25 protein-coding genes are annotated in these 26,649 nt (G+C 68.8%); 11 read left to right on the top strand and 14 right to left on the bottom strand.

The genetic code is table 11. From position 1 onward, the window contains the following. Positions 1–4: 4 nt before the first annotated feature. Positions 5–727, bottom strand: a complete 723-nt coding sequence (locus tag J2739_RS17170; protein WP_309903751.1) for an HAD family hydrolase — start codon at positions 725–727, stop codon at positions 5–7. A 15-nt stretch (positions 728–742) separates the two neighbouring features. Between J2739_RS17170 and hemH the strand changes: the two genes are divergently transcribed. After that, complete coding sequence (hemH, locus tag J2739_RS17165) at positions 743–1,771, top strand: ferrochelatase (RefSeq protein ID WP_309903749.1); 1,029 nt, start codon at positions 743–745, stop codon at positions 1,769–1,771. Positions 1,772–1,850: 79 nt separating this feature from the next. On the opposite strand, the gene J2739_RS17160 is transcribed toward hemH, so the two are convergent. The 8 genes from J2739_RS17160 to J2739_RS17125 form a co-directional block, all read right to left on the bottom strand. Beyond that, positions 1,851–2,357, bottom strand: coding sequence for a DUF1993 domain-containing protein (locus tag J2739_RS17160; protein ID WP_309903747.1), 507 nt, complete (start codon positions 2,355–2,357; stop codon positions 1,851–1,853). Positions 2,358–2,405: 48 nt separating this feature from the next. Then, the gene (locus tag J2739_RS17155) at positions 2,406–3,281 is read right to left on the bottom strand and encodes an alpha/beta fold hydrolase (RefSeq protein WP_309903745.1); all 876 of its coding nucleotides are present in this window, start codon (positions 3,279–3,281) and stop codon (positions 2,406–2,408) included. Then, on the bottom strand, positions 3,278–4,342 hold the full coding sequence (locus J2739_RS17150; protein ID WP_309903742.1) for a branched-chain amino acid ABC transporter permease: 1,065 nt from the start codon (positions 4,340–4,342) through the stop codon (positions 3,278–3,280). Before J2739_RS17150 ends, J2739_RS17155 begins: the two co-directional genes overlap by 4 nt. Positions 4,343–4,358: 16 nt before the next feature. Next, a complete protein-coding gene (locus tag J2739_RS17145; protein ID WP_309903740.1) occupies positions 4,359–5,339 on the bottom strand; it encodes a branched-chain amino acid ABC transporter permease in 981 nt (326 codons plus the stop codon). Further along, positions 5,336–6,061 (bottom strand): ABC transporter ATP-binding protein, encoded by a 726-nt coding sequence (locus tag J2739_RS17140; RefSeq protein WP_309903738.1) that lies wholly within the window; start codon positions 6,059–6,061, stop codon positions 5,336–5,338. The genes J2739_RS17145 and J2739_RS17140 overlap by 4 nt, the downstream gene beginning before the upstream one ends. Further along, positions 6,058–6,825, bottom strand: a complete 768-nt coding sequence (locus J2739_RS17135; protein ID WP_309903736.1) for an ABC transporter ATP-binding protein — start codon at positions 6,823–6,825, stop codon at positions 6,058–6,060. Before J2739_RS17135 ends, J2739_RS17140 begins: the two co-directional genes overlap by 4 nt. A gap of 98 nt (positions 6,826–6,923) precedes the next feature. Beyond that, positions 6,924–8,120, bottom strand: coding sequence for a substrate-binding domain-containing protein (locus tag J2739_RS17130; protein WP_309903734.1), 1,197 nt, complete (start codon positions 8,118–8,120; stop codon positions 6,924–6,926). A gap of 152 nt (positions 8,121–8,272) precedes the next feature. Further along, entirely contained in the window at positions 8,273–9,805 is a 1,533-nt protein-coding gene (locus J2739_RS17125; protein WP_309903733.1) for a sigma-54 interaction domain-containing protein, read from the bottom strand. 381 nt (positions 9,806–10,186) lie between these two features. On the opposite strand from J2739_RS17125, the gene J2739_RS17120 reads away from it, so the two are divergent. The 4 genes from J2739_RS17120 to J2739_RS17105 all read left to right on the top strand — a co-directional run bounded on the left by J2739_RS17120 (position 10,187) and on the right by J2739_RS17105 (position 16,525). Beyond that, positions 10,187–11,677, top strand: a complete 1,491-nt coding sequence (locus J2739_RS17120; protein ID WP_309903731.1) for an efflux transporter outer membrane subunit — start codon at positions 10,187–10,189, stop codon at positions 11,675–11,677. 10 nt (positions 11,678–11,687) lie between these two features. Next, on the top strand, positions 11,688–12,842 hold the full coding sequence (locus J2739_RS17115; RefSeq protein ID WP_309903729.1) for an efflux RND transporter periplasmic adaptor subunit: 1,155 nt from the start codon (positions 11,688–11,690) through the stop codon (positions 12,840–12,842). Positions 12,843–12,903: 61 nt separating this feature from the next. Further along, complete coding sequence (locus J2739_RS17110; RefSeq protein ID WP_309903727.1) at positions 12,904–16,032, top strand: efflux RND transporter permease subunit; 3,129 nt, start codon at positions 12,904–12,906, stop codon at positions 16,030–16,032. Between the two features lie 127 nt (positions 16,033–16,159). After that, positions 16,160–16,525: a hypothetical protein gene (locus J2739_RS17105; protein ID WP_309903725.1), complete on the top strand. Its 366-nt coding sequence runs from the start codon at positions 16,160–16,162 to the stop codon at positions 16,523–16,525. Here the strand turns inward: J2739_RS17105 and J2739_RS17100 are convergent. Then, on the bottom strand, positions 16,522–17,802 hold the full coding sequence (locus tag J2739_RS17100; RefSeq protein ID WP_309903723.1) for an erythromycin esterase family protein: 1,281 nt from the start codon (positions 17,800–17,802) through the stop codon (positions 16,522–16,524). The two genes, J2739_RS17105 and J2739_RS17100, sit on opposite strands and share 4 nt — an antisense overlap. A gap of 423 nt (positions 17,803–18,225) precedes the next feature. Further along, a complete protein-coding gene (locus J2739_RS17095) occupies positions 18,226–18,948 on the bottom strand; it encodes a Crp/Fnr family transcriptional regulator (RefSeq protein WP_309903722.1) in 723 nt (240 codons plus the stop codon). 188 nt (positions 18,949–19,136) lie between these two features. Here J2739_RS17095 and J2739_RS17090 point away from each other — a divergent pair, with 188 nt between their 5' ends. Further along, positions 19,137–19,538 carry a hypothetical protein gene (locus J2739_RS17090; protein WP_309903720.1) on the top strand — a complete coding sequence of 134 codons (402 nt, stop codon included), beginning with the start codon at positions 19,137–19,139 and terminating at the stop codon, positions 19,536–19,538. A 30-nt stretch (positions 19,539–19,568) separates the two neighbouring features. Here J2739_RS17090 and J2739_RS17085 read toward each other — a convergent pair whose 3' ends face one another. The 3 genes from J2739_RS17085 to J2739_RS17075 all read right to left on the bottom strand — a co-directional run bounded on the left by J2739_RS17085 (position 19,569) and on the right by J2739_RS17075 (position 22,837). Then, positions 19,569–21,086 (bottom strand): tripartite tricarboxylate transporter permease, encoded by a 1,518-nt coding sequence (locus tag J2739_RS17085; RefSeq protein WP_309903718.1) that lies wholly within the window; start codon positions 21,084–21,086, stop codon positions 19,569–19,571. Between the two features lie 157 nt (positions 21,087–21,243). Next, the gene (locus J2739_RS17080) at positions 21,244–21,801 is read right to left on the bottom strand and encodes a tripartite tricarboxylate transporter TctB family protein (protein ID WP_309903716.1); all 558 of its coding nucleotides are present in this window, start codon (positions 21,799–21,801) and stop codon (positions 21,244–21,246) included. Positions 21,802–21,877: 76 nt separating this feature from the next. Then, a complete protein-coding gene (locus J2739_RS17075) occupies positions 21,878–22,837 on the bottom strand; it encodes a Bug family tripartite tricarboxylate transporter substrate binding protein (protein ID WP_309903714.1) in 960 nt (319 codons plus the stop codon). Positions 22,838–22,941: 104 nt separating this feature from the next. Here J2739_RS17075 and J2739_RS17070 point away from each other — a divergent pair, with 104 nt between their 5' ends. The 5 genes from J2739_RS17070 to J2739_RS17050 all read left to right on the top strand — a co-directional run bounded on the left by J2739_RS17070 (position 22,942) and on the right by J2739_RS17050 (position 26,631). Then, positions 22,942–23,622 (top strand): response regulator, encoded by a 681-nt coding sequence (locus tag J2739_RS17070; RefSeq protein WP_309903712.1) that lies wholly within the window; start codon positions 22,942–22,944, stop codon positions 23,620–23,622. Continuing rightward, the gene (locus J2739_RS17065; RefSeq protein WP_309903710.1) at positions 23,619–25,028 is read left to right on the top strand and encodes a sensor histidine kinase; all 1,410 of its coding nucleotides are present in this window, start codon (positions 23,619–23,621) and stop codon (positions 25,026–25,028) included. Before J2739_RS17070 ends, J2739_RS17065 begins: the two co-directional genes overlap by 4 nt. An 18-nt stretch (positions 25,029–25,046) precedes the next feature. Beyond that, on the top strand, positions 25,047–25,475 hold the full coding sequence (locus J2739_RS17060; protein ID WP_309903708.1) for an RNA-binding S4 domain-containing protein: 429 nt from the start codon (positions 25,047–25,049) through the stop codon (positions 25,473–25,475). Positions 25,476–25,523: 48 nt separating this feature from the next. Continuing rightward, complete coding sequence (locus tag J2739_RS17055; RefSeq protein ID WP_309903706.1) at positions 25,524–26,333, top strand: PPK2 family polyphosphate kinase; 810 nt, start codon at positions 25,524–25,526, stop codon at positions 26,331–26,333. A gap of 121 nt (positions 26,334–26,454) precedes the next feature. Next, positions 26,455–26,631 carry a hypothetical protein gene (locus J2739_RS17050; RefSeq protein ID WP_309903703.1) on the top strand — a complete coding sequence of 59 codons (177 nt, stop codon included), beginning with the start codon at positions 26,455–26,457 and terminating at the stop codon, positions 26,629–26,631. The last annotated feature ends 18 nt before the right edge of the window (positions 26,632–26,649 follow it).

The raw sequence follows: 26,649 nt of genomic DNA, 5'->3' as shown, positions 1-26,649 counted from the left end.
CAATTCAGGTATCGAGCGCCCCGCACAGCGCGTGCAGGTCGGGCACGATCAGCTGCGGCCGCGCGCCGTGCTCCCAGGGCCGTTCGTCGCGGACCAGCCAGGCGGCCTGCATGCCGGCGCCGAGTGCACCCACGACGTCCAGCGCCGCGTCGTCGCCCACGTGCAGCACATCCTCCGGCGCCAGGCCGACCGAGGCAGCGGCAGCGCGGAAGATCGCCGAGTGGGGCTTGCCGCTGCCGAACTCGCGGGCACTGAAGGCCGCGCGGAACCACCGCCCCACGCCGGCCAGGTGAACGTCCGCGTTGCCATTGGAGATCGCCACCAGCGGATAGCGTTCGCTGAGCCACCTGAGCGCGGGCAATGCATCGTCGTAGAGCGTCACGCGCTGGCGCTCGGCGAAGAAGACCTCGAAGGCGGGATCGGCCAGTGCCGGGTCCTCGTGCGCTCGCTTGAGCGCGGTGCGTATGGATTCGCGGCGCAGGGCACTCAGGTCGTGGGCCAGGTCGGAACGCTCCTTCTCCGTGGCCTCGCGCAGCTCGCGCAGCACGCCCGGGGTGATGAGCAGGCTCGCGGTCTTCGGCGCCTCGCGCAGCAGCCATTCGTAGAGCACGCGCTCGGCCCGCTCGATGGTGGGCCAGATGGGCCAGAGCGTGTCGTCGAGATCGAGCGAGATGGCGGCGATGCGCTTCACGTCGAGCGCAAGTGAATCGGGGGTCGCAAAGGCCATGGCCGAGAATAGCGCATGCCTTTTCGCCCTGAAGCTCCTGCAGCCGCAATCGACCAGGAGCGCACCGCCGTGCTCTGGTGCAACCTCGGCTCGCCCGACGAGCCGACCGCGCAAGCGGTACGGTCCTACCTGTCCGACTTCCTCGGCGACCCGCGTGTGGTCGAGATCCCCAAGGCGCTGTGGACGCCGATCCTGTACGGCATCATCCTGCGCACGCGGCCCGCGAAATCCGCCGCCAAGTACGCCGGCATCTGGATGCCCGAGGGCGCGCCGCTCAAGGTCTGGACGCAGAAGCAGGCGAAGCTGCTGGCCGGCTGGCTGGGTGAACGGGGCCACCGCGTGACGGTGCGCGAGGCCATGCGCTACGGCCGGCCTTCGATCGCCGCGCAGCTCGATGCGCTCGAAGCGGAGGGCGCCACCCGCGTGCTGGTCCTGCAGGCGTACCCCCAGTACTCGGGCACCACCACCGCCAGCGTGATCGATGCGATCAACGCCTGGAGCGCGCGCAAGCGCCGCGTGCCGGAGTTCCGCTTCGTCAACGACTACCATGGCGAGCCGCTCTACATCGAAGCGCTGGCCAAGAGCGTCGAGGACCACTGGAAGCACCATGGCCGGCCGGACCGGCTGCTGATGAGTTTCCACGGCATTCCGGAACGCAACATCCGCCTCGGCGACCCCTACCAGGCCCAGTGCCTCGCGACCGCGCGGTGGCTGATCGAGCGCCTGAAGTTGGCGGACTCGCAATACCGCATCACCTTCCAGTCGCGCTTCGGCCGCGCGAAGTGGTTGGAGCCCTACACCGAGCCCACGCTGCGTGAGCTGGGCGCCTCAGGTGTCGCGCGCGTCGACGTGCTGTGCCCCGGCTTCCCGGCCGACTGCCTGGAGACGCTGGAAGAGATCGCGATCGAAGGACGCGATGCCTTCCTGCAGGCGGGCGGCAAGGAATTTCACTACATCCCCTGCCTCAACGACCGCGGCGACTGGATCACGGCGCTGGCTGCGATCGCGGAGCGCCATCTAAGCGGGTGGCCGACCCGGGCTTGAAACCGGGACTGCGTCGTCTGCGTCGCCACTGCGCTTTCTGCGTTCGGCTGTCCGCTTTCCGCGCACGTTCCCGTTCCTCTCAGAAGCGCCCCAGGTAGTCCATCTTCCCGATCGCTACGCCGCTGTGCCGCAGGATGTCGTACGCAGTGGTCACGTGGAAGAAGAAGTTGGGCAGCGCGAACTGAAGCAGGTAGCGCTGCGCGGTGAAGTTCAGCTCGTTGCCCCGCGCCTTCATCGTGACGGGGCGGTCTTCGAAGCCGTCGATCAGCGCGCGGTCCACGCTCTGCAGATAGTCCACCGTCTTCGCGATGCGGGCCTGCAATTCCGCGTAAGTGGTTTCGGTGTCCGGAAAGCTGGGGGCGGTGAGCCCGGCCAGCCGCGCCGTGCCCAGCTTGGAGGCATCGCTGGCGCTCTGGACCTGTCCGGCCAAGGGGTACATGTCGGGCGCGAGGCGCGCGTTGACGAGCGTCGTGGGGTCGATGCCGGAGGCCTGCGCATGCGCGAGCCCCTTGTCCAGCAGATGGGAGAGTTGGCCGAGTCCGCGCAGGAAGATCGGGACCGAGATGTCGTAGAACGAGAGCGCCATGGATGAACTCCGGGTTGATTCGGCGTCCGATTGTGGCGAGCTTCGCAGCTAGGCGCCTGCGGCGCGCACAAAGGCCTCGATCGGCGCCAGGTGCCCGGGCACGTTGAGCGCCGGCGCATGGCCGCAGCCCGGCACCTCGATGACCTGCAGGCGACCAGCCGCGCCGGGGCCGCGGCGCTGCATTTCGGCCAGCGTCGCGGGCAGCACCAGGTCGGAGTCCGCTCCGCGCAGGCACAGCACGGGCACCTCGATCGCGTCGTAATGCGGCCACAGCAGGTAGTCCTCGGGATGCGCGACGAACTGCTGCACCATGGCCGGGTCGTAGTGCGGCGTCACGCGGCCATCGGGCAGCCGGCGCGTCGAGGTCTCCGTGAGCCGCCGCCATTGCGTGTCGCTGAGCCATCCGTAAGGCTTGTAGACCGTGCGGAAGAAAGCCTCGAGCTCGGTCACGGTGTCGAAGGCCGGCGGCTGGCCTGCATAGGAGCGGATCCGCTCCACGGCGGCATCGGCGATCTGCGGCGCGTTGTCGTTGAGCACCAGGCTGGCGATGCGCGACTTCATGCGCGGCTCGACCTGCCCGCCCGCACAGACCAGGCCGATTGCGCCGCCCATCGAGGTGCCGACCCAGTGCACGCGCTCGAGCGCCAGCGCGTCGCACAGACCGACCGCGAGGCGCGCGTAGAAGGACAGCTGGTACTCGTCGTCGGGCACCGGGCTCCACTGGCTCAGCCCGCGGCCGATGGTGTCGGGGCAGACCACGCGGAAGCCGCGCTCGGCGAAATGCGCGGCCAGCTCATCCATGTCGCGGCAGGTGCGCGCCAGGCCATGCCAGGCGATGACCACGGGGCCGCCCTGACTGCCCCAGTCCATCCAGTGGATCTCGCGGCCGGCGATCTGCAGGTAGTTCGAGGTGGGGGAGTTCATTTCCGAGCCCTTGCACGTAAGCGGCCGACGATGCCGGTCGGGAAGTAATAGACGGAGAGCACGAACAGCACGCCCAGCCACAGCAGCCAGCGGTCCGGCGACAGCAGCGCCGCCAGGCCCGGCACGCCGCTCACGGCCTCGTTGCCCACCCTCAGAAGATCCTGCAGGTAGCTCTGCGCGACCACGAAGAGCGCGGCGCCGATGGCCGCGCCGTAGACGGTGCCCATGCCGCCGATCACCACGATCAGCAGCACGTCGATCATGATCTCGAAGGACAGCGAGGTGTCCGGCCCGTTGTAGCGCAGCCAGATCGCCAGCATCGTGCCCGCGAGCGTGGCGAAGAGCGCCGACAGCACCGAGGCCGTGGTCCGGTAGACCACGACGCGGTAGCCGATCGCCTCGGCGCGGAACTCGTTCTCGCGGATCGCCTGCAACACCCGGCCGAAGGGCGAGTTCACGATGCGCAGCAGCGCCAGCACCAGCACCACCGCGGCGACGAAAAGCAGGTAATAGCACAGCAGGCGTCCGTCGAGCGAGACGCCGAGGAATGGCGCTTCGGCGAACTCGAAGGAAGGCGAGATCAGCTCCGGCATCTTGAAGGTCAGGCCGTCCTCGCCGCCGGTGAAGTCCGACAGTTGCGAGGCCAGGGTCTGGAAGGCCGAAGCCACCGCCAGCGTGATCATCGCGAAGAAGATGGCCCGCACGCGCAGCGAGAACAGGCCGATCGCCAGCGACAGCAGCAGCGACACGACCAGCGCCGCGCCCAGCCCGAGCAGCACCGCGCCCCAGCCCGGCCCCAGCCGCGTCGCCGAGATCGCGATGCCGTAGGCGCCGATGCCGAAGAACATCGTGTGGGCGAAGCTCACGATGCCGGTGTAGCCCAGGAGCAGGTCGAAGCTCGCGACCAGCACGATGAACACCAGCACCTTGGCCGCCACGCTCAGCGCCTTGACGCCCGGGAAGATGAAAGGCGCGAAAGCCAGGCCGACCAGCAGCAGCACCAGCAGCACGGCCAGCACTCGGCTGCGCGGGAGGTCGTTGGAGAGGATGCGATTCAGCATGGGAGGCTCCACCCGCTCATCGGTTCGCAACCGGATACACGCCTTGGGGCCGCCACAGCAGCACCGCCACCATCAGCACGATGCTGGCGAACTGCGTGGCCACGGGCAGCAGGAAGCCGGTGTAGTTGGTCATGAGGCCGACCAGCAAGGCGCCGATCAACGCGCCGGTGGTCGAGCCCAGCCCGCCGATGATGATCACGATGAAGATCAGCACGTTGACCTGCGCGCCCATCTGCGGGATCAGGTTCTGCTGGAAGAGGCCCCACATCACGCCGCCCAGGCCCGCCAGTGCGCTGCCGACCACGAACACGCCGATGAAAAGCCGGCGGATGCGGTAGCCCAGCGACTCGACCATCTCCCGGTCCTGAACGCCCGCGCGGATCAGCAGGCCGATCTTGGTGCGGGCCAGCGTCCAGGCCAGCACGCCGAACACCACCAGCCCGACCGCCACCGCGAGCAGGCGGTACTTGCTGATCGCCGCATCGCCGATCAGCAGCGATCCGCGCAGGCCATCGGGCAAAGGGAGCGGAATCTGGCCCGGGCCCCAGATGACCTTGATCAGCTCCTCGCCGATGATCATGCCGCCCATGGTGATCAGGATCTGCTTCAGGTGCTGCCCATAGACCGGCCGCACGATGAAGCGCTCGAAGGCCAGGCCGATCGCGCCGGCCACCGCCATCGCCACCAGCATCGCGGGGAACACGGCGACCAGATTGCGCCAGATCTCCTGCGAGCCGGTCCAGTCGCCCATGCCGCCGAGCACGGTGCTGGCGACGAAGGCGCCCAGCGCGATGAAGACGCCGTGGCCGAAGTTGAGCACGTCCATCAAACCGAAGACCAGGGTCAGGCCCGAGGCGATGATGAACACGATCATGCCCATCGCCAGGCCGGCGACGGTGAGCGTGAGCCAGGTGGAGAAGGAGCCGGTCAGCGGCAGCGCGGCCAGCGCGAGCACCGGGGCCAGCAGCAAGGGTTTCCAGTCGAAATCGAGCTTCATAGCGCCAACCCCAGCAGCGACCGCTGCAGTTCCTCGTCGGCCGAGAAAGCCGCCATGCTTCCGCTGTGCACCACGCGCCCGTTGTCCATGACCGCGACCGTGTCGCCCAGGCGCTGCGCGAAGTGGATGTTCTGCTCCACCAGCAGGATCGTCACGCCGCTTTTCTTGAGCGCGTCAAAGGCCTCGATCATGTTGTTGATGATCGCGGGCGCCAGGCCCTTGCTGGGCTCGTCGACGATCAGCAGCTCGCGCGGCTCGACGATGGCGCGCGAGACGGCCAGCATCTGCTTCTGCCCGCCCGAGAGCTTGCCCGCGGGGTGGTCCCAGAACTTCTGCACCGCGGGGAAGAGCTCGAAGATCCATTTCAGGCGCGCCTCGTCCATCTGCGCGGCATTGCTGGCGCCACGGGCCGCAAGCAGCATGTTCTCCCTCACGGTGAGGTCGGAGAAGATGCCCATGTTCTCGGGTACATAGGCGATGCCCAGCTCGGCGATCTGCGGCGTGTGCAGGGCCGTGATGTCGCGCTCGCCGAAGCGCACGCGGCCCTGGGATGCGTGCCACAGGCCCATGATGGTCCGCAGCGTCGTGGTCTTGCCGGCGCCGTTGCGCCCGAGCAGCATGGTGAGCTGGCCCCTGGGCACCGCGAGGTCGACGCCGTGGAGGATGTGGTACGCGCCGATGTGGGTGTGGACGCCTTCGAGGCTCAACAGGTTCGCGCTCATGGTTGCCGCTCCTTCGCCACGCCCAGATAGGCTTCCTGCACCACCGGCGAGGCGATCACCTCCGCCGGTTCCCCATCGGCCACCAGCTGCCCGTTGTGCAGCACGATGATCCGGTCCGCCAGTTCGCGCACCACGTCCATCTTGTGCTCCACCAGCAGGATGGTCTTGGTCTTGTCTTTCTTGAGCGCGCGGATCAGGTCCAGGATCACCGGCGCCTCGGCCGCATTCATGCCGGCCGTCGGCTCGTCGAACATGAAGACCTTGGGCTCCAGCGCCATCAGCAGCGCCACCTCCAGCTTGCGCTGGTCGCCATGCGGCAGGCTCGCCACCGCCGCGTGCTCCTTGGCCTTGAGCGCGACCTCGGCCAGGATGCGGTCGGCCCGCTCGGTCAACGCGCGGTGGTCGCTCCAGACGCTCCACAGGTTGAGCCCGCGCCGATGCGGCCCTTCGCGCGTGGCCTGCACCGCGAGGCGCACGTTCTCCAGCACCGTGAGATTGGGAAACAAATTGGTCAGCTGGAAGGCCCGGCCCAGGCCCGCACGCGTGCGCGCCGAGGCGCTCATGCCCGACAGCATCTGCCCGTCCAGCGACACCGTCCCGGCGCTCGCCTTGAGCTGCCCCGAGATGAGATTGAAGTAGGTGGTCTTGCCCGCGCCGTTCGGACCGACGATCGCCGTCAGCGTGCCGGGTGCGAACGCGCAGCTCACGGCGCTGACCGCGACATGGCCACCAAAGCGGATCGTCAGATCCTTGGTTTCGAGCATGGGATGACGAGGGGAATGAAAACGGGAACCGGGCGCAGGGGACGCGGAGATTTCGCGCACCCTTCGCGCGCTTCGCATGACGGGCAAGTCCGGTTTCTTCAGCGCTTGTTCTTGATCGGAATGTCCATCTCCGAGGCCTTGATCTCGTGCACCAGCTCCGGCACGCCCCAGGCAAACGCCGGGTCGGCCTTGATCTTGAAGTGGTACATGCTCTGCAGCGCCTGGTGGTCTTCCTTGCGGAAGGTCATCGGGCCCTTGGGCGTGTCGAAGGTCATGCCTTCCATCGTGGCGATGAGCTTGTTGGTGTTGGTGTCGCCGCCGGTCTTCTTGAGCGCCGTCACCACGGCCATCGCCGCGCTGAAGCCGCCGGCGGTGAAGAAGTCCGGCGGCGTCTTGAATTCCTTGTAGTGGGCCGAGACCAGGGCCTCGTTGACGGGGTTCTTCGGGATGCCGAAGTAGTAGTAGGTCGCGCCCTCCATGCCGGGGAACTGCTTGTAGCTGGCCATGGCCGGCAGGATGTTGCCGCCGGTGGCGATCTCGATGCCATAGCGCTTCAGGTCGAGGTCGGCGATCTTGAAGGGGTTGCCGGCGCCGGCCCACACGATCCAGATCACCTTGCGGCCCGGCAGGTCCTTGAGCTTGTCGATCAGGCGCTGGGCACCGGCGGTGAAGTCCGTGGTGTTCTGCGGGAGGTACTCCTCGTGGACGATCTTGGCCTTCTTGATGGCTTCCTTGAAGGCCTTCACGCCATCGCGCCCGAAGGCGTAGTCCTGCGCCAGCGTGGCAATGCTGACGCCCGGCTTGTCGAGCGCGACCGCGTTGCTGATCGCGTCTTGGCTCGAGTTGCGGCCGGTGCGGAAGATGTACTTGTTCCACTTGTCGCCGGTGATCGAATCGGCCACCGCGGGCTCGACCAGCAGGATCTTCTTGTACTCCTCGGCCACCGGCAGCATCGCCAGTGCCACGCCCGAGGAGGTGGGGCCCACCGCCAGCGCCGCCTTGTCGTCGGCGTAGGCCGCAGCCAGGAGCGACTTGCCGAGGTCGGGCTTGCCCTGGTCGTCCTTCTCGATCACCACCAGCTTCTTGCCGTTGACCGCCATGGTGCCGCCCGTGGCGTAGTCCAGGCCCATCATGAGGCCCGTCTGCGTCTGCTTGCCGTAGGCCTCGAGCGGCCCGGTCTTGCTGTAGACATGGGCGATGCGGATCTCGTTGGACTGGGCCTGGGCGGAGGTGCTCAGCGCGGAAGCGGCCAAGGTGGCGAGCGCCGCGAGGGCGACGAGATGGCGACGGTGCATTTGTTTGTCTCCTGAAGATGGGATGACTGAATATTGCACAGTCCGTGCCAGCCGCGAATGCGTGAGCGGCCCAGGACTTTCCCTTGCACTCCAAGCGAAAGCCTGGAATCAGGACATTTGCATTGCCTGCACTTCAGCCACTTGCACGCTTCTCAGTCAGGGTTTTCCAGACGTTCGTACAGCGTCGCGCGCGAGATCTTCAGAAGCCGCGAGGCTGCCAGCTTGTTGCCGCCGGTGGCCGCCATCGCCGCGGCAATGGCCTTGCGCTCCAGTTCGGCGACCTGCTCGGCGAGCGGACGCAGCAGGAGGGTCTTGTCGTCCGCCGCGGCGGCGCCGGGCAGCGCCTGCAGCGGGTCGGGCGCCGCGATCTTCTCCTGCCCGGTCTCGCGCAGGATGCGTTCCAGCTGCGCAGCGTCGATGCGCTGCGAGTCGCTGCGCATGGTCACCTGCTCGAGCACGTTGCGCAGCTCGCGGATGTTGCCGCGCCAATGCTGCGCGGCCAGCAGCGCCAGCGCGTCGGGCATCAGCTCGGGCGGGGCCTCGCCGCTGCGCAGCGCCATGTCCTCGCCCAGCGCCTCGACCAGTGCCGGGATGTCGGCGCGCCGCTCTCGCAGCGGCGGCACGCGCACGGGCAGCACGTTGAGGCGGTAGTACAGGTCTTCGCGGAAGCGCCCCTCCCTCACCAGCGCCGGCAGGTCGCGCGAGGTGGCCGCGATCACGCGCGCATCGAATGGCACCAGCTTGTTGGAGCCGAGCGGCTCGATCTCGCCCTCCTGCAGCGCGCGCAGGAGCTTGGCCTGCAGCGGCAGCGGCATGTCGCCGATCTCGTCGAGGAAGAGCGTGCCGCCGTCGGCCAGCTTGAACTTGCCCTCGCGCGCCTTGCGGTCCGCGCCGGTGTAGGCGCCCGGGGCCACACCGAAGAACTCGGCTTCCAGCAGCGTGTCCGGCACGGCGGCGATGTTCACGCTGACGAAGGCCTTGCGTGCCCGCGCCGAGGCGGCGTGGATCGCATGCGCGAGCAGTTCCTTGCCGGTGCCGGTCTCGCCCAGCAGCAGCACCGGGCTGGAGGACTGCGCCGCGCGCCGCGCATGGCGCTTGACCTCCACCGCCGCGGGGCTGGACCCGATGAAGCTGGCGAAGGTGTACTTGGAGCGCCGCTGGCCGTCGGCCGACTGCTGCCAGAGGGGGTTGTTGCGCTGGGTGGCGAGCTCGCGCCGCGCGTCGTCGAGGTCGCGCTGCAGCAGCGCGAACTTGCTGATCAACGGCTTCAGCGTGTCTTCGGGATGGTCGAAGAGCACGATGCCGATGGCGCCGATCACCGCGCCGGCCGCCCCGTCCTCGCGCTCTTCGCGCAACGGCAGGCGGCTGACCACGAAGGTGCCGGCCTTGTTGGTGAGCAGGTCGATCAGGATCGGCTCGCCGGTCTCGAGCACGCGCTGCATCAGCGTGTTGGGCACCACCTCCTCTACCGGGTGGCCGAGGAACTGGTCGATGGAGGAGAAGCCCAGCGCCGGCAGGAAACGGCGGTAGCCCTCGTTGACCCAGACGATGCGGCCGCTTCGATCGACCAGGAACATGCCCTGGCTGATGCTGGAGAAAAGATGAAACATCGAGCGCGCTGCCAGCGCCAGGATGCCTTCGGCATCGAGCGGCAGTGCGGCTGTGGGCGCGGTGGTGGCTGACATGGAGCGATCCTAGTCCACTGAATCACTGAAATCGGATCGGTGCTGTCCACCCGATACGGGCGCGTTGCTGCGTTGCAAAATGCTCGCGATACCTACGGGTATCGCTGCGCTTTGCGCCTTGCATCGCATCCCGTCTCGGGCGTCCCTCACCGACTATTTCAATGAGTCAGTGGACGAGCCTGTGCATCAATGGACGCTTCGAAGGTCATCAATGGCGCAGTCGCCACTGGCTAGGATGCAGGGATTTTCGATCCGAGTAGGGGCTTGGCCTGGGGTGCGCGCCGTCTTGCTATGCTGCGCGCCTTGCCCAGCCCACCCGGCTGCATCCGGCCCAGCGACGCGACCTACCGATCGCCAGCCATGCCACTTTTGCGGAACCTCATGAGGAACTCCCGGCTTCGAGCGCTCTGCTTCGCGCTCCCTTTCACGCTTCCCTTGGCGTTCTCGGCCTGCACGGTCCCGCGCCCACCCGGGAAAGTCACGGCACCCACGCCCGTCCAGTGGAGCACGCCCCTGCCCCATGACGGGTCGCTGCCGGTGATGGCCGAGTGGTGGCGCCAGCTGGACGACCCGCTGCTGGTCGAACTGATCGACGCAGCCCAGGCCGCCAGCCCCAACGTGGCCAGCGCCGCCGCGCGCATCGCCGAGGCGCGCGCCTCGCGCGTGGCCGCCGGCGCGGCGCTGGCGCCCAATCTCGGCGCCAATGCCTCGGCAACGCGCAGCAACTCGCCCACCAGCGGCTTCAGCGGCCTGGGCGGCACCGGCGGCAGCACGAGCGGCGGTTCGGCGAGCGCGTCGATTCCGGCGATCACCACCCTCCAGGCCGGCCTGCAGTCGAACTGGGAAATCGACCTGTTCGGCGGCCTGCGTGCCGCCCGCGATGCCAGCCAGGCCCGGCTCGACGGTGCCGACGCCAAGTGGCACGAGGCGCGGGTCTCCGTAGCGGCCGAGACGGCCAACGCCTACTTCGGCGAGCGCGCCTGCCGGCGCCAGCTCGCGGTGGCCGCCGCCGACACGCAATCGCGGGCCGAGACCGCGCGCCTCAACGACCTGTCCGCACGTGCCGGCTTCACCGCGCCCGCCGATGCCGCGCTGGCCCGCGCCGGCGCTTCAGACGCCTCGGCCAAGCTGACGCAGCAGCGCGCCCAATGTGCCCTGCTGCAGCAGTCGCTGATCGCGCTGACCGGCATCGACGCGCCCACGCTGCAGGCCCGGCTGGATGCCGCGCCGGTCGAGCGCGCGTTGCCTAATGTGCATGCGATCGCCGGCGTGCCTGCCGAGGTGCTGGCCCAGCGGCCCGATGTCTATGCGGCCGAGCTCGGCGTGGCCGCGGCCAGCGCCGAAGCCGGCTCCGCGCTCGCGCAGCGCTTCCCGCGCCTGACCCTGCAGGGCTCGATCGGGCGGCTCCAGTTCCGCACCAGCGGCCTGCGTGAAACGGTCGACACGTGGAGCATCGGCCCGGTGGCACTGTCCGTGCCGATCTTCGACGGCGGCACGCTGGCGGCCAACGTCGACGCCGCGCGGGCGCGTTACGACGAAGCCGTCGCGCTTTACCGCGGCAACGTGCGCCAGGCGGTGCGCGAGGTCGAGGAGGCGCTGATCAACCTGCAGAGCACCGACCAGCGCGCCGGCGATGCCGACGCGGCAGTGCAGAACTACCAGGCCTCCTTCGACGCCACCAGCGCGCGCTACCAGGGCGGGCTGGCGAGCCTGTTCGAGCTGGAGGATTCGCGCCGCACCCTGTTCGCCGCGCAGACCGCGCGGGTCTCGTTGCAGCGCGAGCGGGCCGAGGCCTGGGTCGCGCTCTACCGCACCACGGGCGGCGGCTGGTCGCGACCCGGCACGACAACGACCTCTTCGATCTCGAAGTGAAGTGGCTGCCATGACAAGAATGAAGCGTTCCACCCTCCTCATCATCGCGGCCGTGCTGGTGCTGCTGCTCGCGGCCGGCGCCTTCCTGCTCTCGCGCGGCAGGTCGGCCGAGCACGGCGCCGCCAAGCCCAAGGAAGCCGCCGCCCAGCCGAAACCCGCGCTCACCGTGACGGTGGCCAAGCCCGAGGCCAGCGAACTCACCATCACGCTGGCCGCCAACGGCAACGTCGCGGCCTGGCAGGAGGCCAGCATCGGCTCCGAGTCCACCGGCCTGCGGCTGGCCGACGTGCGCGTCAACGTGGGCGACGTGGTGAAGAAGGGCCAGGTGCTCGCCACCTTCTCGCCCGAGACGGTGCAGGCCGACATGGCGCAGGCCCGCGCCGCGCTCGCCGAGGCCAGGGCGACCGCCGCCGATGCAGCCGGCAACGCCGCGCGCGCCCGCACTCTGCAGGCCACCGGCGCCCTGAGCCAGCAGCAGATCAACCAGTACCAGACAGCGGAGCAGACCGCCAAGGCACGCGTGCAGGCCGCCGAGGCCGTGCTGGCCGCCCAGCAGGTGCGTGGCAGAAACACCCAGGTGCTGGCGCCCGACGATGGCGTGATCTCCTCGCGCACCGCCACCGTCGGCAGCGTGCTCGGTGCCGGCACCGAGCTGTTCCGGCTGATCCGCCAGGGCCGCCTCGAATGGCGCGCCGAGGTGACTTCGGCCGAGCTGAGCCGCATCGCCGTCGGCACACCGGCCGTGATCACCAGCGCCAGCGGCGCCCAGGTCAGCGGCAAGGTGCGCAGCATCGCGCCGACGGTGGACCCGCAGACGCGCAACGCCCTGGTCTACGTCGACATCCCGGGTGTGCAGGAGACGAGTGCCGTCAAGGCCGGCATGTTCGCGCGCGGCGAGTTCCAGCTCGGCCGCAGCAGCGCCTTGACCGTGCCGCAGGCGGCCGTGGTGCCACGCGACGGCTTCAACCACCTGCTGGTGCTGCAGGCGGACAACCGCGTGGCGCAGTTGAAGGTCGAAACCGGCCGCCGCGTCGGCGACCGCGTCGAGATCAGGACCAAGCTGCCGGACGATGCGCGCATCGTGGTTCAGGGCGCAGGCTTCCTCAACGACGGCGACCTGGTGCGGGTGGTCGATGCGACGCCGGCGAAGCGGAGTGCACCTTGATGCATCCTGGAGACGGACAGCCGTTCGCCCCCTCGAAACCGATTCCTTGTGAACCACTGACATGAACGTCTCGGCCTGGTCCATCCGCAACCCCATCCCGGCGGTGATGCTGTTCGTGCTGCTCACCTTCGCCGGGCTGCTGTCCTTCAATGCGATGAAGGTGCAGAACTTCCCCGACATCGACCTGCCCACGGTCACCGTCTCGGTCGCGCTGCCGGGTGCGGCGCCGTCGCAGCTCGAGAACGACGTGGCGCGCAAGATCGAGAACTCGATCGCCACCGTCCAGGGCCTCAAGCACATCACGTCCAAGGTGCAGGACGGCGCGGCCACGATGATCGTGGAGTTCCGGCTCGAGAAGCCGGTGCAGGAAGCGGTCGACGACGTGCGCTCCGCGGTGCAGCGCGTGCGCGCCGACCTGCCGGCCGACGTGCGCGACCCGGTGATCAACAAGCTGGACTTCGCGGCCCAGCCGGTCCTGGCCTTCACCATCGCCTCCTCGCGCATGGACCCGGAGGCGCTCAGCTGGTTCGTCGACGACACCGTGACCAAGAAGCTGCTGGCCATCAGCGGCGTGGGCGCGGTCAACCGGGTGGGCGGCGTCACGCGCCAGGTCCACGTCGATCTCGATCCGGGCCGGCTGCAGGCGCTGGGCGCCACCGCCGCCGACATCTCGCGCCAGTTGCGCCAGGTGCAGACCGAAAGCGCCGGCGGACGCACCGACCTGGGCGGCAGCGAGCAGCCGGTGCGCACGCTGGCCACCGTGGGCTCGGCCGAGGAGCTGCGCGACATGCAGATCCCACTGTCGGACGGCCGCAGCATCCGGCTCGACCAGGTGGCGCGCGTCTCCGACACCATCGCCGAGCCGCGCGCCGCCGCCCTGCTCGACGGCAAGCCGGTGGTGGGCTTCGAGGTCGCGCGCAGCCGCGGCGCCAGCGAGGTCGAGGTCGGCGGCGCGGTGCAGAAGGCGCTCGCCGACCTGCGCGCGCGACATCCCGACATCCAGCTCACCGAGGCCTTCAACTTCGTCGAGCCGGTGCAGGAGGAGTACGACGGCTCGCTGCACCTGCTCTACGAGGGCGCGCTCCTCGCCGTGCTCGTGGTGTGGCTGTTCCTGCGCAGCTGGCGCGCCACCTTCGTCTCGGCGGTCGCGCTGCCCATGTCGGCCATCCCGGCGTTCATCGGCATGCACCTGCTGGGCTTCTCGATCAACGTGGTCACGCTGCTGGCGCTGTCGCTGGTGGTGGGCATCCTGGTGGACGACGCCATCGTGGAGGTCGAGAACATCGTGCGCCACCTGCGCATGGGCAAGACGCCGTACCAGGCCGCGATGGAGGCGGCCGACGAGATCGGCCTGGCGGTGATCGCCACCACCTTCACCCTGATCGCCGTGTTCCTGCCGACCGCCTTCATGAGCGGCGTCGCCGGCAAGTTCTTCAAGCAGTTCGGCTGGACCGCCTCGCTCGCGGTGTTCGCCTCGCTGGTGGTGGCGCGGATGCTCACGCCGATGATGGCCGCGTACATCCTCAAGCCGCTGGTCGGCGCCGAGAAGGAGCCGCGCTGGCTGGCCTTCTACATGCGGCTGGCCGAGCGCAGCCTGCGGCACCGCTTCATCACCATGGTGCTGGCCACCCTCTTCTTCTTCGGCTCGATCGCGCTGATCCCGCTGCTCAAGACCGGCTTCATCCCGCCCGACGATAACTCGCAGACCCAGGTCTACCTCTCGCTGCCGCCGGGCGCGACGCTGGCGCAGACGCTCGCGGTGGCCGAGCAGACCCGGCAGCGCGTGATGGCGGTCGAGCACGTGAAAAGCGTCTACACCACCGTGGGCGGCGGCAGCGCCGGGGGCGACCCCTTCGCCAGCTTTGGCACGCCGGAGACGCGCAAGGCCACGCTGACGATCCAGCTGGCGCCGCGCGACGACCGACCGCGCAAGCAGGGCATCGAGAACAACATCCGCAAGGCGCTGGAGACCCTGCCCGGCGTGCGTACCACGGTCGGCCTCGGCGGGTCGGGCGAGAAGTACATCCTGGTACTGACCGGCGAGGAGCCGGCCACGCTGACGGCCGCAGCGCGCGCGGTCGAGAAGGACCTGCGCACCATCCCGGGCCTGGGCAACATCACCTCGACCGCCAGCCTGATCCGGCCCGAGATCGCGGTGCGGCCGAACTTCGCCCGCGCCGCCGACCTGGGCGTCACCAGCGCGGCCATCGCCGAGACCCTGCGTGTGGCCACGCTGGGCGACTACGACCAGGCCCTGCCCAAGCTCAACCTGGCGCAGCGCCAGGTGCCGATCGTGGTCAAGCTGGAGGATTCGGCGCGGCAGGACCTGTCGCTGCTGGAACGGCTGACCGTGCCCGGGGCGCGCGGCCCGGTCATGCTGAGCCAGGTCGCCGCGCTCACGATGGAGGGCGGGCCGGCGGTGATCGACCGCTACGACCGCTCGCGCAACGTCAACTTCGAGATCGAGCTCTCGGGCGTCGGCCTCGGCGATGCCAAGAAGGCGGTGGAGGCCCTGCCCTCGGTGCGCAACCTGCCGCCCGGCGTGCGCGTGGCCGAGGTGGGCGACGCCGAGATGATGGGCGAGCTGTTCGCCAGCTTCGGCCTGGCGATGCTGACCGGCGTGCTGTGCATCTACATCGTGCTGGTGCTGCTGTTCAAGGACTTCCTGCATCCGGTCACCATCCTTTGCGCGCTGCCGCTCGCACTGGGCGGGGCCTTCATCGGCCTGCTGCTGGGCCGGCAGGCGCTGTCGATGCCCTCGATGATCGGCTTCATCATGCTGATGGGGGTGGCGACCAAGAACTCGATCCTGCTGGTCGAGTACGCCATCGTCGCGCGCCGCGACCATGGCATGAGCCGGTGGGATGCGCTGCGCGACGCCTGCCACAAGCGGGCCCGGCCGATCATCATGACCACCCTGGCCATGGGCGCGGGCATGTCGCCGATCGCCTTTGGCCTGGGCGCCGCCGACTCCAGCTTCCGCGCGCCGATGGCGATGGCGGTGATCGGCGGACTGATCACCTCCACCGTGCTGAGCCTGCTGGTGGTGCCGGCCGTGTTCACCTACGTGGACGACATCGAGCACTGGCTGCATCGCATGGTGGCGCGCATCCGCGGCCGTCAGCCCGATCCGGCCGATGCGCCCGAAGGGCCGCCGCCACTCGCGCAAGAACAGCCGGCGGGCCACTGAGTTGCGGGCGGTGCGCCGCTGCCGGAGGATGCCGGTCGCCCTTCGCCTACCTGGCCTGGCTCCGCCCGCGCACAGCGCAGGCATCGGGACGGTGCCATGCTGTGCAGACTTTGCGATGGAGAACGCCGTGAAAGCATCCCCCCTGCCTCGCCCCCTCTTCCTTCTCGGCGCCGGCCTGGCGGTGGCCGCGGCCGGGTTCGCCCAGCCCTCGGGCGATGCGCTGCAGCAGCGCTACGAGCGCGAGATCGCCGCGTGCAACAGCGGCAAACTGGCCGCGCCGGCGCGCGAGGCCTGCGTGCGCGCCGCCGGCAACGCACTCGACCGCGCGCGGGGCGGACCGCCGGCCGAAGTGCCGCAACCCTCCGCCGATGGCCGCGCCACGATCGTGGCACCGCCCGGGGCGGCGCCCTCCAGCGGTTCCGATGCCATCACCTCGCGCGACGGCCGCGCCACCATCGTGCTGCCGCCCGACCGCTCGGCACCGCCGCGCTAATCGAGCGGATCAAGCGCGCTGGTGCGGTCCAGGTGGACCAGTGCATCGAACTGCTCGGCCACGCGCGCATGGAAGTAGTGGCTCTGGCGCTCCGTGGCCGGCGCATAGATCACGCCAATGGCGCGCTGCAGCCGCGCATGGCGCAGGGACTCGGCGAGCACTTCGTTGTTGCGCAGGATGAGGGCGAAGCGCCCGAGCCCTGTCTCATGCAACAGTGCTTCGATGCTGCCATCCAGCGGCGGGTTGACGCGCTTGCGCTCCGCGTCCCTGTCCCACGCCGAAGCCGCCGTGACTTCGCCATAGGCGGTGGTGAAGCCGACGTTGAAGCACTGCGCCCCCAAGCGCTCGCGCATGAGCTGGCCCACGTTGAGCTCCCCGACCTGCGCCATCTCGGTCGCGCGCGCATCGCCCAGGTGCGAGTTGTGGGCCCATACCGCGATTCGCGCCGGTTTCGATTGCTGCGCGCTCAAGTGGGCGTCCAGCGCCTCCAGCGTCTGCGCCATGTGCTGGTCGCGCAGGTTCCAGGAAGCCACGCGGCCCTTGAACATCGTGCGGTAGTAGTGCTCGGCGTTGCGAACCAGCCGCGCATTCTGCTCGGCATGGAAATGCGCGTCCGCGCCGTCGTGCCTCAAGCGCCTCTGGCGCAATTCGGTCAGCTGGGCCACGGCGGCATCCTCGCAACTGGCGCTGAGGTCGAAGGCTGCGGCGTAGCCATAGGCCTGCGTGTCCTCGGCGAAATGGTCGAAGCAGCCGTAGCGGTAGCGTGCCCGCCCGGCGGCTTCCGGATCGACGCGGTCGAGGTAGTCCAGCACCGACTCGATGGAGGTGTAGAGGCTGTAGAGATCGATGCCGTAGAAGCCGACCCGCTCCTGCTCCGGCTTCGCCTGGTTGAAGGCGCGCAGCCAGTCGACGAACTCGCGCACCGGCTGGTTGCGCCACATCCAGGCAGGGAATCGCCGGAAATCGCCGAGCGCCTCGAGCGCGCTCGAATCGTCGGACGCGCCGCGAACGAAACGGTCGACGCGCAAGGCGTCGGGCCAGTCGGCCTCGACCGCGACGGCGTCGAAGGCCTTGTCCTCGATCAGCCGCTTGGTGATGGCTGCGCGTTCGCGGTAGAAGTCGTCGGTCCCGTGCGAGGCCTCCCCGAGCAGCACGAAGCGCGCGTCCGCGATCGCGAAGAGCAGCGCCCCATGGCAATGCGGCGAGATCTCGAGCGGACAGGCCGCGGCGCGGATCGCGCGGATCGCATCGTCGTCGTCGCGCCCGGGGCTGCGCATGGCATGCCGGGGCTGTCAGCCCTGCCGCCTGCCTGCGTCGCCGTCATCGCGTGGGTTCATTGCCATCTCCTGCATCGGGATGAAGTGGAGACCCCAGGCTAGACCCGAACGCGCGCGGCGCTGTCGGACCGTGCCGTTCGCTTCGTAGGAATGAAGCCCGCCGGTCAGCCATGGCGCCGGGGTCGGCCCAGGAGGACATCCGCCCGTTTTCGCGGTCCGAGCGCCCGGTGCCGCGCTGGTCGTAGCGCACCAGAGTGCGGTGGCGCACAGTGCCTCGAGCACCTGGCCCCAGACCGGGCTCGTGAGGTCGAACTCGAGGTGCGACAGCCAGTTGCCGACCTTGAACGGCGGCGGCCCCCGCCGCACCGTGGCATCGGCGATGCGACCACCATCAGGCACGGTGCAGTAGCGGATCTGCTGCCTTCAGCGGCATGGCGTCGGCTCTGGGGCGCCGCGCACCTCTTCCACCATGCGAACGAGGCGCTGCGCATCGGTCAGCACCAGCGCCCGGCCCTCCTTGGCCAGCAGGCCCTCGCGACGCAAGGCATTCAGCTCGCGCGTCACCTGTTCGCGGTTGGTGCTGATCTGGTTGGCCAGCTCGGCGTGCGTCGGCGCCGGCTCCAGGCGCGCGCAGTTGCCCTCGATGCCCGCGGCCTGCGCCAGGCGCAGCAGCTCGGCATGGACACGGTTCTGCACGCCCAGCGTACTGAGGTCGATCACACGCTCCGACAGCTGGCGCACCAGCGCAGCCAAGCTGCGCATCACGCGCTCGGCGACCACCGGCTCGTCGCGCAGCAGCCCGAGGAAGGCCGTGCGATCGAGGCTGGCGACCACGCTGGGCGTGAGCGTCACCACGTCGGCAGAGCGCGATTGGCCATCGATGGCGGCGAGCTCGCCGAAATGCTCGCCCTCGAGCGAATCGCGGAAGGTCACCTGCCGGCCGTTGGCAGCGTAGATCGTCACCCGCAGCCGGCCAGAGACGAGGAAGAAGACATCGCTCTTGCGCTCGGAGCGCAACAACAGGGGCTTGCCGGCCGGCAGGGTCTGCCACAGGCAGCGCCGCGCGAGCTGGTCCAGACGCTCGCGCGAGAGCCCCGCCAGCAGCATGATGTGCTGCAAGCCCAGGCTCGAGCGATCAGGCGACATGACTGAACTCCACCGGCGGCAGGACCGGGCGGTTGCAAAAACCTGTGCGCAAACGCACAGCGCCGGAGGCGGCGGCTCCTCACAGTACGTGTCGTGATGGCTGCGATTCCCGCACGCCGCACACCAGAGGAGATTTCATCATGAATACGAAAGTTCTTGCTCTTTTTGCTGTCACATTCGCCGGTGTCGTGTCCGCCCAAACAGTGCCGCCGGAGCAATGGGTCGGGACGCCCGTCCCATCCATCAGCACCCTGAGCCGCTCGGCGGTGATGGCGGACTACATGGCTTCAGCGCCGGCGGACGCACGGACACCCCAGGAATTTCGCGTCGGCCCGCCCGACGCGCAGTCCGGCGGGCTCACCCGCGCCGAGGCCGTGGCAGACCTGAACCTGTGGCTGCGCTCCGGCCTCGGCCAGAGCGCCTACAGGGAAGACTTCGACCCGCTGCGAGGGAGCTACCGGGCGCAAGTGGCGATGTACCAGCGGCTGCGCCATGGCCCTGAGTTCACCGCGGAAGTCGCGCGCATCCAGGGCACTGGCAGCGGGTTTGCGAGCACCGCGCAGTCGGCGCCGCTTGCGGCCGACGAGTGAGGCGAGAAGGCGCGTCGCGGCGCCGGCGGATCAGCCGGCCGCGGCGCGCAGCTGCTTTCTTTCGCCCAGGTACTTGGCGGCGCGCGGCAACACCAGCACCGCCGCGACGACAAGGATCAGCACCAGCGACATCGGCCGCTGGAAGAACACCGCCGCGCTGCCTTCGCCGATCGACATCGCGTTGCGCAGCTGGGCCTCGGCCAAGGGGCCCAGGATCATGCCCACCACCACCGGGGCGGTCGGGAAGTCGAACCGGCGCATCACCACGCCCAGCACGCCGATCACATAGAGCAGCAACAGGTCGAAGGCGCTCTGGCGCATGCCGTAGGCGCCCACCGTGGCGAAGATCAGGATGCCCGCATAGAGCTGCGGCTTCGGAATCTTGAGCAGCTTGACCCACAGGCCCACCATCGGCAGGTTCAGCACCAGCAGCATCACGTTGCCGATGTAGAGCGAGGCGATCAGCGCCCACACCAGCGCAGCGGAAGTGGTGAACAGCTGCGGCCCCGGCTGGATGCCGTAGTTCTGGAAGGCACCCAGCAGGATGGCGGTGGTGTTGGAGGTCGGGATGCCGAGCGTGAGCAGCGGGATCAGTGCAGCCGTGACCGTGGCATTGTTGGCGGCCTCGGGCCCGGCCACGCCTTCGATCGCGCCCTTGGTGCCGAACTCGGCCTTGTCCTGCGGGTCCTTCACCAGCTTCTTCTCGGTTGCGTAGCTCAGGAAGGTCGGGATCTCGGTTCCGCCGGCCGGGATGCAGCCGAAGGGCGTGCCGATGGCGGTGCCGCGCAGCCAGGCCGGGATCGAGCGCTTCCAGTCGCGCGCTGTCATGTGCACACGGCTGAGCTTGTTCTGGTGCTCGACCATGCGGCCCTCGTACAGCACCGCGTACAGCACCTCGGCCACCGCGAACAGGCCGACTGCGACCAGCACGATCTCGATCCCGTCGAGCAGTTCGGGAATGCCCCCGGTGTAGCGGCCCTGGCCGGAGATCTGGTCGAGCCCGATGCAACCCGCGGCCAGGCCGATGAACAGCGCCGTGAGGCCGCGCAGCGTGCTCTTGCCGAGCACCGCGCTGACAGTGGTGAAGGCCAGCAGCATCAGCAGGAAATATTCCGGGGGCCCGAGCTTGACCGCGAAGTCGGCCACGAAGGGCGCGAACAAGGTGACGATCACGGTGGCGATGGTGCCCGCCACGAAGGAACCGATGGCCGCCGTCGCCAGCGCGGCGCCGGCCCGGCCGCTCTTGGCCATCTTGTTGCCCTCCATCGCCGTCACCATACTGGCGGTCTCACCCGGTGTGTTCAGCAGGATCGACGTGGTCGAGCCGCCATACATGGCGCCGTAGTAGATGCCCGAGAAGAAGATCATCGAGGCCGTGATATCGACCTTGCCGGTGATCGGAAGCAGCATGGCGACCGCCACGGCGGGACCGATGCCGGGCAGCACGCCGACGGCCGTGCCGAGGGCGCAGCCCACCAGGCACCAGAGCAGGTTCGCGGGCGTGATCGCGGCCGCGAAGCCATGCATCAATGCATTGAAGATGTCCATGTCGATGCTCTACCGTTCGTTGCACGATTCACTGCGCATCACGATGCGCGCGCCGGTGGGGGAACACGGCGCGACCGGCTGTGCCGGGCCGCTGGCGTGGCCACCGGAGGGGTTGGCGGACCACACGAAGTGGCGGAGCCTGGGGGTGACGTTCATTTCAGACCCAGCCCGTGGCAGTCAGGCCTGGCAGGTTGATGGCCAGGAACTTGGTGAACATCCAGAAGACCGGCGCGGAGATCAGCAAGCCCGTCACGAAGTCGACAAGCCAAGTGCGCGGTGAATTGACACTGGCCTGGCCTTGCGAGCGCCGCAGGCCCTGGACCGCGAGCAGGTAGCACAGCGTGCAGCTCAGGATGAAGCCGATGACGGTGATCAGCGATGCATTGAGCAGCAGGCCGGCCGAGACCCAGGCGAAGCCGCTCCAGTAGGCAGATGCTTCCGGGGGCGCTTCCATCTCGCGAAAGCCGCCGGTGCGCGACTCCCAGATGATCCAGCCGCCGCAGAGTGTGAGCGCCACCGACACCAGCCAGGGCAGGAAGTTCGGGCCGACGCCGCCATAGCCGGCTTCCGACGAAATGCCGAGCGCGCCGTAGCCCAGGGCCAGGCCGGTGACCAGGACGCCGACGCCGACCAGGGTTTGCGGCCAGACCGCGTCTGGCCGCGATTGAGGCTCGAGCGGAGCGTGCCCACTCGAAGTGGGGTCGATGTTGGACATTGTTCTGGACCTCGCGGGTGATCGGGGAAGGAAGGGCGTGCGGTCCAAGCCGCACTGCCGCTCGACGCAGCGCGCGTCAGACCATGCCGGACTTGACCATGGTCGCCCGCAGGCTCGCGAACTCCTCGTCCACGAACTTGGCGAAGGCGTCGCCCGACAGGACGGCAGGCGTCCAGTCGTTCTTCTTCAGCGCTTCGTTCCAGGCGGGCGTCTTGAGCGCGGCAAGCACCAGGTCGGTCAGCGCCTTGCGCTGCTCGGCGGTGATGCCGGGCGCGCCGTAGACGCCGCGCCAGTTGCCGATCTCGACATCGATGCCCTGCTCCTTGAGCGTGGGCACGTTGATCCCCGGCAGCCGCTGCGCCGAGGTGACGGCGATCGCGCGCATCTTGCCGTCGGCGATGTACGGCGCGAACTCGCTGTAGCCGCTGCCGCCGACCGTGACGTTGCCGCCCAGGATGGCCGCGGTGGCTTCGCCGCCGCCGCGGAAGGCCACGTAGTTGATCTTCGAGGGATCGGCGCCCACCTTCTGCGCGATCATGGCCGCCGCAATGTGCTCGGTGGAGCCGCGCGAGCCGCCGCCCCACTTGACGCTGCCCGGGTCCTTCTTGAGCTGCTCGACGACATCCTTCATGGTCTTCAGCGGCGAGCTGGCCGGCAGCACGAACACGTTGTATTCGCTGGTCAGGCGCGCCACCGGCGTGGCCTGCGAGAGGTTCACCGGCGGCTTGCCGGTGATGATGCCGCCCAGCATCACGGCGCCCATCACCATCAGCGCATTGGGATCGCCCTTGGAGCCGTTGACGAACTGCGCGAGGCCCAGTGCGCCGGCGGCGCCGCCCTTGTTGTCGTAGGTGACCGTATCGGCCAGCTTGCCGTCTGTCATGGCCTTGCCGAGGGCACGGCCCGTGGTGTCCCAGCCGCCGCCCGGATTGGCCGGGATCATCATCTTGATGTTGGGTGCGGCCCATGCCGATAACGGCAGGGCTCCTGTGGCGGCCAACGCGGCCATCGACTTCAGGAAGGTATCTCGACGCATGCATGTCTCCTTGGGGATCTGGAAAGGCGGAACGCCGCTATGATGCGCGCCCCCGCTGTCAGTTGGCTGTCCTGCACACTGGGGTAAACACCGAAATACCGGCCATGAAGCTGCTGTTAGTCGAAGACGATCCCTCGATGCAGACCACGCTGCAGCGTACCCTCGGGCGCCGCATGATCGACGTGCGACTGTGCGGCGACGGCGCGCAGGCACTGGCGCATTGGCGCGCGCTCGAGCCCGATGTGGTCGCGCTGGACCTGACCCTGCCCAACGTCGACGGACTGCAGGTGCTGGCGCAGGCACGCGCCGAGGGCCTGCGCACGCCGGTGCTGCTGCTGACCGCGCGGGGCACGGTGGGCGATCGCGTGGTGGGCCTCAACACCGGCGCCGACGACTACCTGCCCAAGCCCTTCGACCTGGACGAGCTGGAGGCTCGCATCCGCGCGCTGCATCGGCGCCACCAGAGTGCCGCTCCAGAGGCCACGAACAATCCGCAGCAAGTCGGCGCTCTGCGCTACGAGCCCGACAACGGCGCCATCTACCACCGCGCCGAGGTGATGGAGCTCACGCCGCGCGAGCTCGCCCTGCTCAAGGCACTGATGGTGAAGCCGGGCCATGCGGTGGCCAAGGAGCGTCTGTTCGAGCTGGTCTTTCCCGGCGAAACCGAGGTGCAGTACGAAGCGATCGAGGTGGTGGTGTATCGGCTGCGCAAGAAGCTGGCGGGCACCGGCGCAGCGCTGATGACCTTGCGCGGCCTCGGCTACCTCCTGCGCGAAGAGCCGTGATGCGCGCTGCCTCGCTGCGGGCCAGGCTGCTCGTCGGCATCCTGGTGCCGGTCGCACTGTTCATCGTGATCAACAGCGTGAGCCTGTATCGCCAGAGCCTCGCGGCGGCCACCACCGCCTACGACCGCACCCTGCTCGCCTCGGCCAAGACGATCGGCGAGCAACTCGATGTCGAAGGCTACGACGAGCATGCCTCGCTGCGCGCGATCGTGCCCTACTCCGCGCTCGAGGCTTTCGAGGCCGACAACCAGAGCAAGATCTTCTACAGGGTCTCCACGCTGGGGGGCGAGATGATTTCCGGCTTTTCCGACCTGCCCTTCTGGCATGGCAAGCTGCCCGACCGTCCGCCTTACGCCGCGCTGGTCGATTTCTACGACGCACGCTTTCGCGAGCAGCCTGTGCGCATGGCCGTGCTGCTGCAGCCAGTGGCCAGTGCGGGCGGCCGCGGCATGGCCGTGGTGCAGGTGGCCGAGACGCTGGAGCTGCGCGAGACGCTGGTGCGCAAGCTGCTTGTGGACATGCTCTGGCGGCAACTGGTGCTGCTGGGCGTGATCGCCGCGGTGACGGTGTTCGTGGTGCAGCGCGCCACCCGGCCGGTGCGCCACCTCGGCGAGCTGATCGAGGCGCGCGCTGCCGACGATCTGTCCGCCATCGACGCTCCCGACACCCCGCGCGAGCTGCGCCCGCTGGTCGACGCTACCACCCAGGTCATGGGCCGGCTGCAGCGGCTGCTGGACCACCAGAAGCGCTTCGTGCGCGACAGCGCGCACCAGCTGCGCACGCCGCTGGCGGTGCTCAAGGCCCAGGTGCAATCGGCACGCCGCGGGGACGTGCCGACCGGCCAGGCGCTCACCGAGATCAGCGACACCGTGGAGCGCGCCACCACGCTGGCCAACCAGATGCTGTCGCTGGCCAAGGTCGAGCAGCTGCGCCAGCAGCCCGAGTGGCAGGTGCTGGACCTCGGCGAGACGGTGCGCCGGCTGGCGCTCGACCTTTCGCCGCTGATGGCCGACAAGGCATTGGACGTCGAGCTCGGCGCCGCGCCGGTCCTTGTGCGTGCCCACCACTGGATGCTGCAGGAACTGGCACGCAACCTGCTGCACAACGCCATCAAGCACAGCCCGCGTGGCGGGGCGCTGCGGGTGCGCGTGCAGGCCGAGCATGAGACCGCCGTCTTCATCGTGAGCGACCAGGGCCCCGGCATCTCGGACGAGCTGCGCCAACGGCTGTTCGCAGCGTTCGCGGCCGGCGACGCCGCCAGCGGCTCCGGGCTCGGACTCGCGATTTGCCGCGAGATCGTGCTGGCGCTGGGCGGCAGCATCGCTCTGGACAACCGGGAAGCCGGCGGACAGCGTGACGGGCTCGACGCCGTCGTTCGGCTCCCGCGGGTCGGCGACAATCGATGACGAAGACATAGACCGCACATGGACCGCCTGCGCATCGACAAATGGCTCTGGGCCGCACGCTTCTACAAGACGCGCACCCTGGCCGCGGAGGAAATCGGCAAGAACCGCGTGCAGGTCAATGGCGAGGTGGCCAAGGCCTCGCGCGAGGTGAAGGCCGGCGACCTGGTCGCGCTGCGGGTCGGTGGTGGTCTCGACCGCATCGTGCGGGTGCGAGGCCTGAGCGGCCAGCGCGGGCCGGCGCCCGTCGCGCAACAGCTCTACGAGGAAACACCCGAAAGCCTGGCCGCCCAGGCGGCCGCGCGCGAGCAGCGTCGCATGGGCAGCGAGCCGGCCCTCAGCATCGTGCAGGGACGGCCCACCAAGCGCGACCGCCGCGACCTCGACCAGGCCCGCCACGTGGACTGGGACAAGCGCTGGAGCGCATCGCTCGATCGCGACGAAGACTGAACATCGCGTACCCTCGGGTTCGTGCGAACAACGAGGAGTCCACTGCGCATGCCCAGCTTCAAGAAGTACCGCGTCGAGGACAGCAAGTTCCGCCTCGCCAGCATCGATCCTGCCGACGCGCCTTTCCTGGAAGGCGACGAGCAAGCACAGCAGGAGCGGCTCGATCATCTCGCCGGGGAGCTCGACGAGCTGCAGAACCTGCTCCATGCCGAAGGCCGGCGCAAGGTGCTGCTGGTACTTCAAGGCATGGACACCAGCGGCAAGGATGGCACCATCCGCTGGGTGTTCTCGCGCACCTCGCCGCTGGGCGTGCGCGTGACGGCTTACAAGGCGCCGAACGATGACGAACGCGCCCGCGACTTCCTGTGGCGCTGTCACGCCAATGTGCCGCGCAGCGGCGAGATCATGGTGTGGAATCGCAGCCATTACGAGGACGTGCTGGTGCCCTGGGTCGAAGGCTGGATCGACAGGGACGAGGTGCGGCGTCGCTACGCGCAGATCCGGGATTTCGAGCGCCTGCTCACGGAGACCGGCACCGTGGTCGTCAAGTGCATGCTGCACATCAGCAAGAAGGTGCAACGCGAACGCCTGCAGGCGCGCGTCGACGACCCCGGCAAGCGCTGGAAATTCCAGCGCAGCGACTTGGACGTTCGCAAGAAGTGGTCTGACTACCAGCAGGCCTACGAACAGGCACTGGGCGCCACGTCCAGCAAAAATGCCCCTTGGCATGTGATCCCCGCCGACAGCAAGCACCATCGCAACCTGATGATCGCGCAGTTGCTGGTCAAGACCTTGCGCGGAATGAAGCTCGCCCTGCCGCCGGCGGACTCCTCCCTCGACGGATTGGTGGTGGAGTAGGACGCCGCCATCTCTCCAACTTTTGTCTCTCCTCCAAATGGCGTATTGAGGCGCCTGGGGGCCGGTGGGAGACTGGGGGCGCGCGCTTCCCCGAGCCGTCACCTACGCCAAGGACCCCCAGATGGACATCTTGACCTTTTCCGAGCTGATGACCGGCATTCTCTCGTTGCTCGGCACCGGCATCCTGCTCCTGCAGGCCACCAGCCGGGCGCCGAAGGCCCTCCACGACGAGATCGCGTTGAGCGTCGAGCGCTCCATCGCGCTGATCGACACCTGCAAGGACTCGCGCGTGCGCTGAGTCCCGCGCAGCGCCCTT

Source organism: Variovorax soli, assembly GCF_031454625.1.
In the GTDB taxonomy this organism is placed as follows: domain Bacteria; phylum Pseudomonadota; class Gammaproteobacteria; order Burkholderiales; family Burkholderiaceae_C; genus Variovorax; species Variovorax soli_A.
The sequence above is the reverse complement of the archived record's forward strand: the minus strand, read 5'-3'. Positions and strand labels throughout refer to the sequence as shown.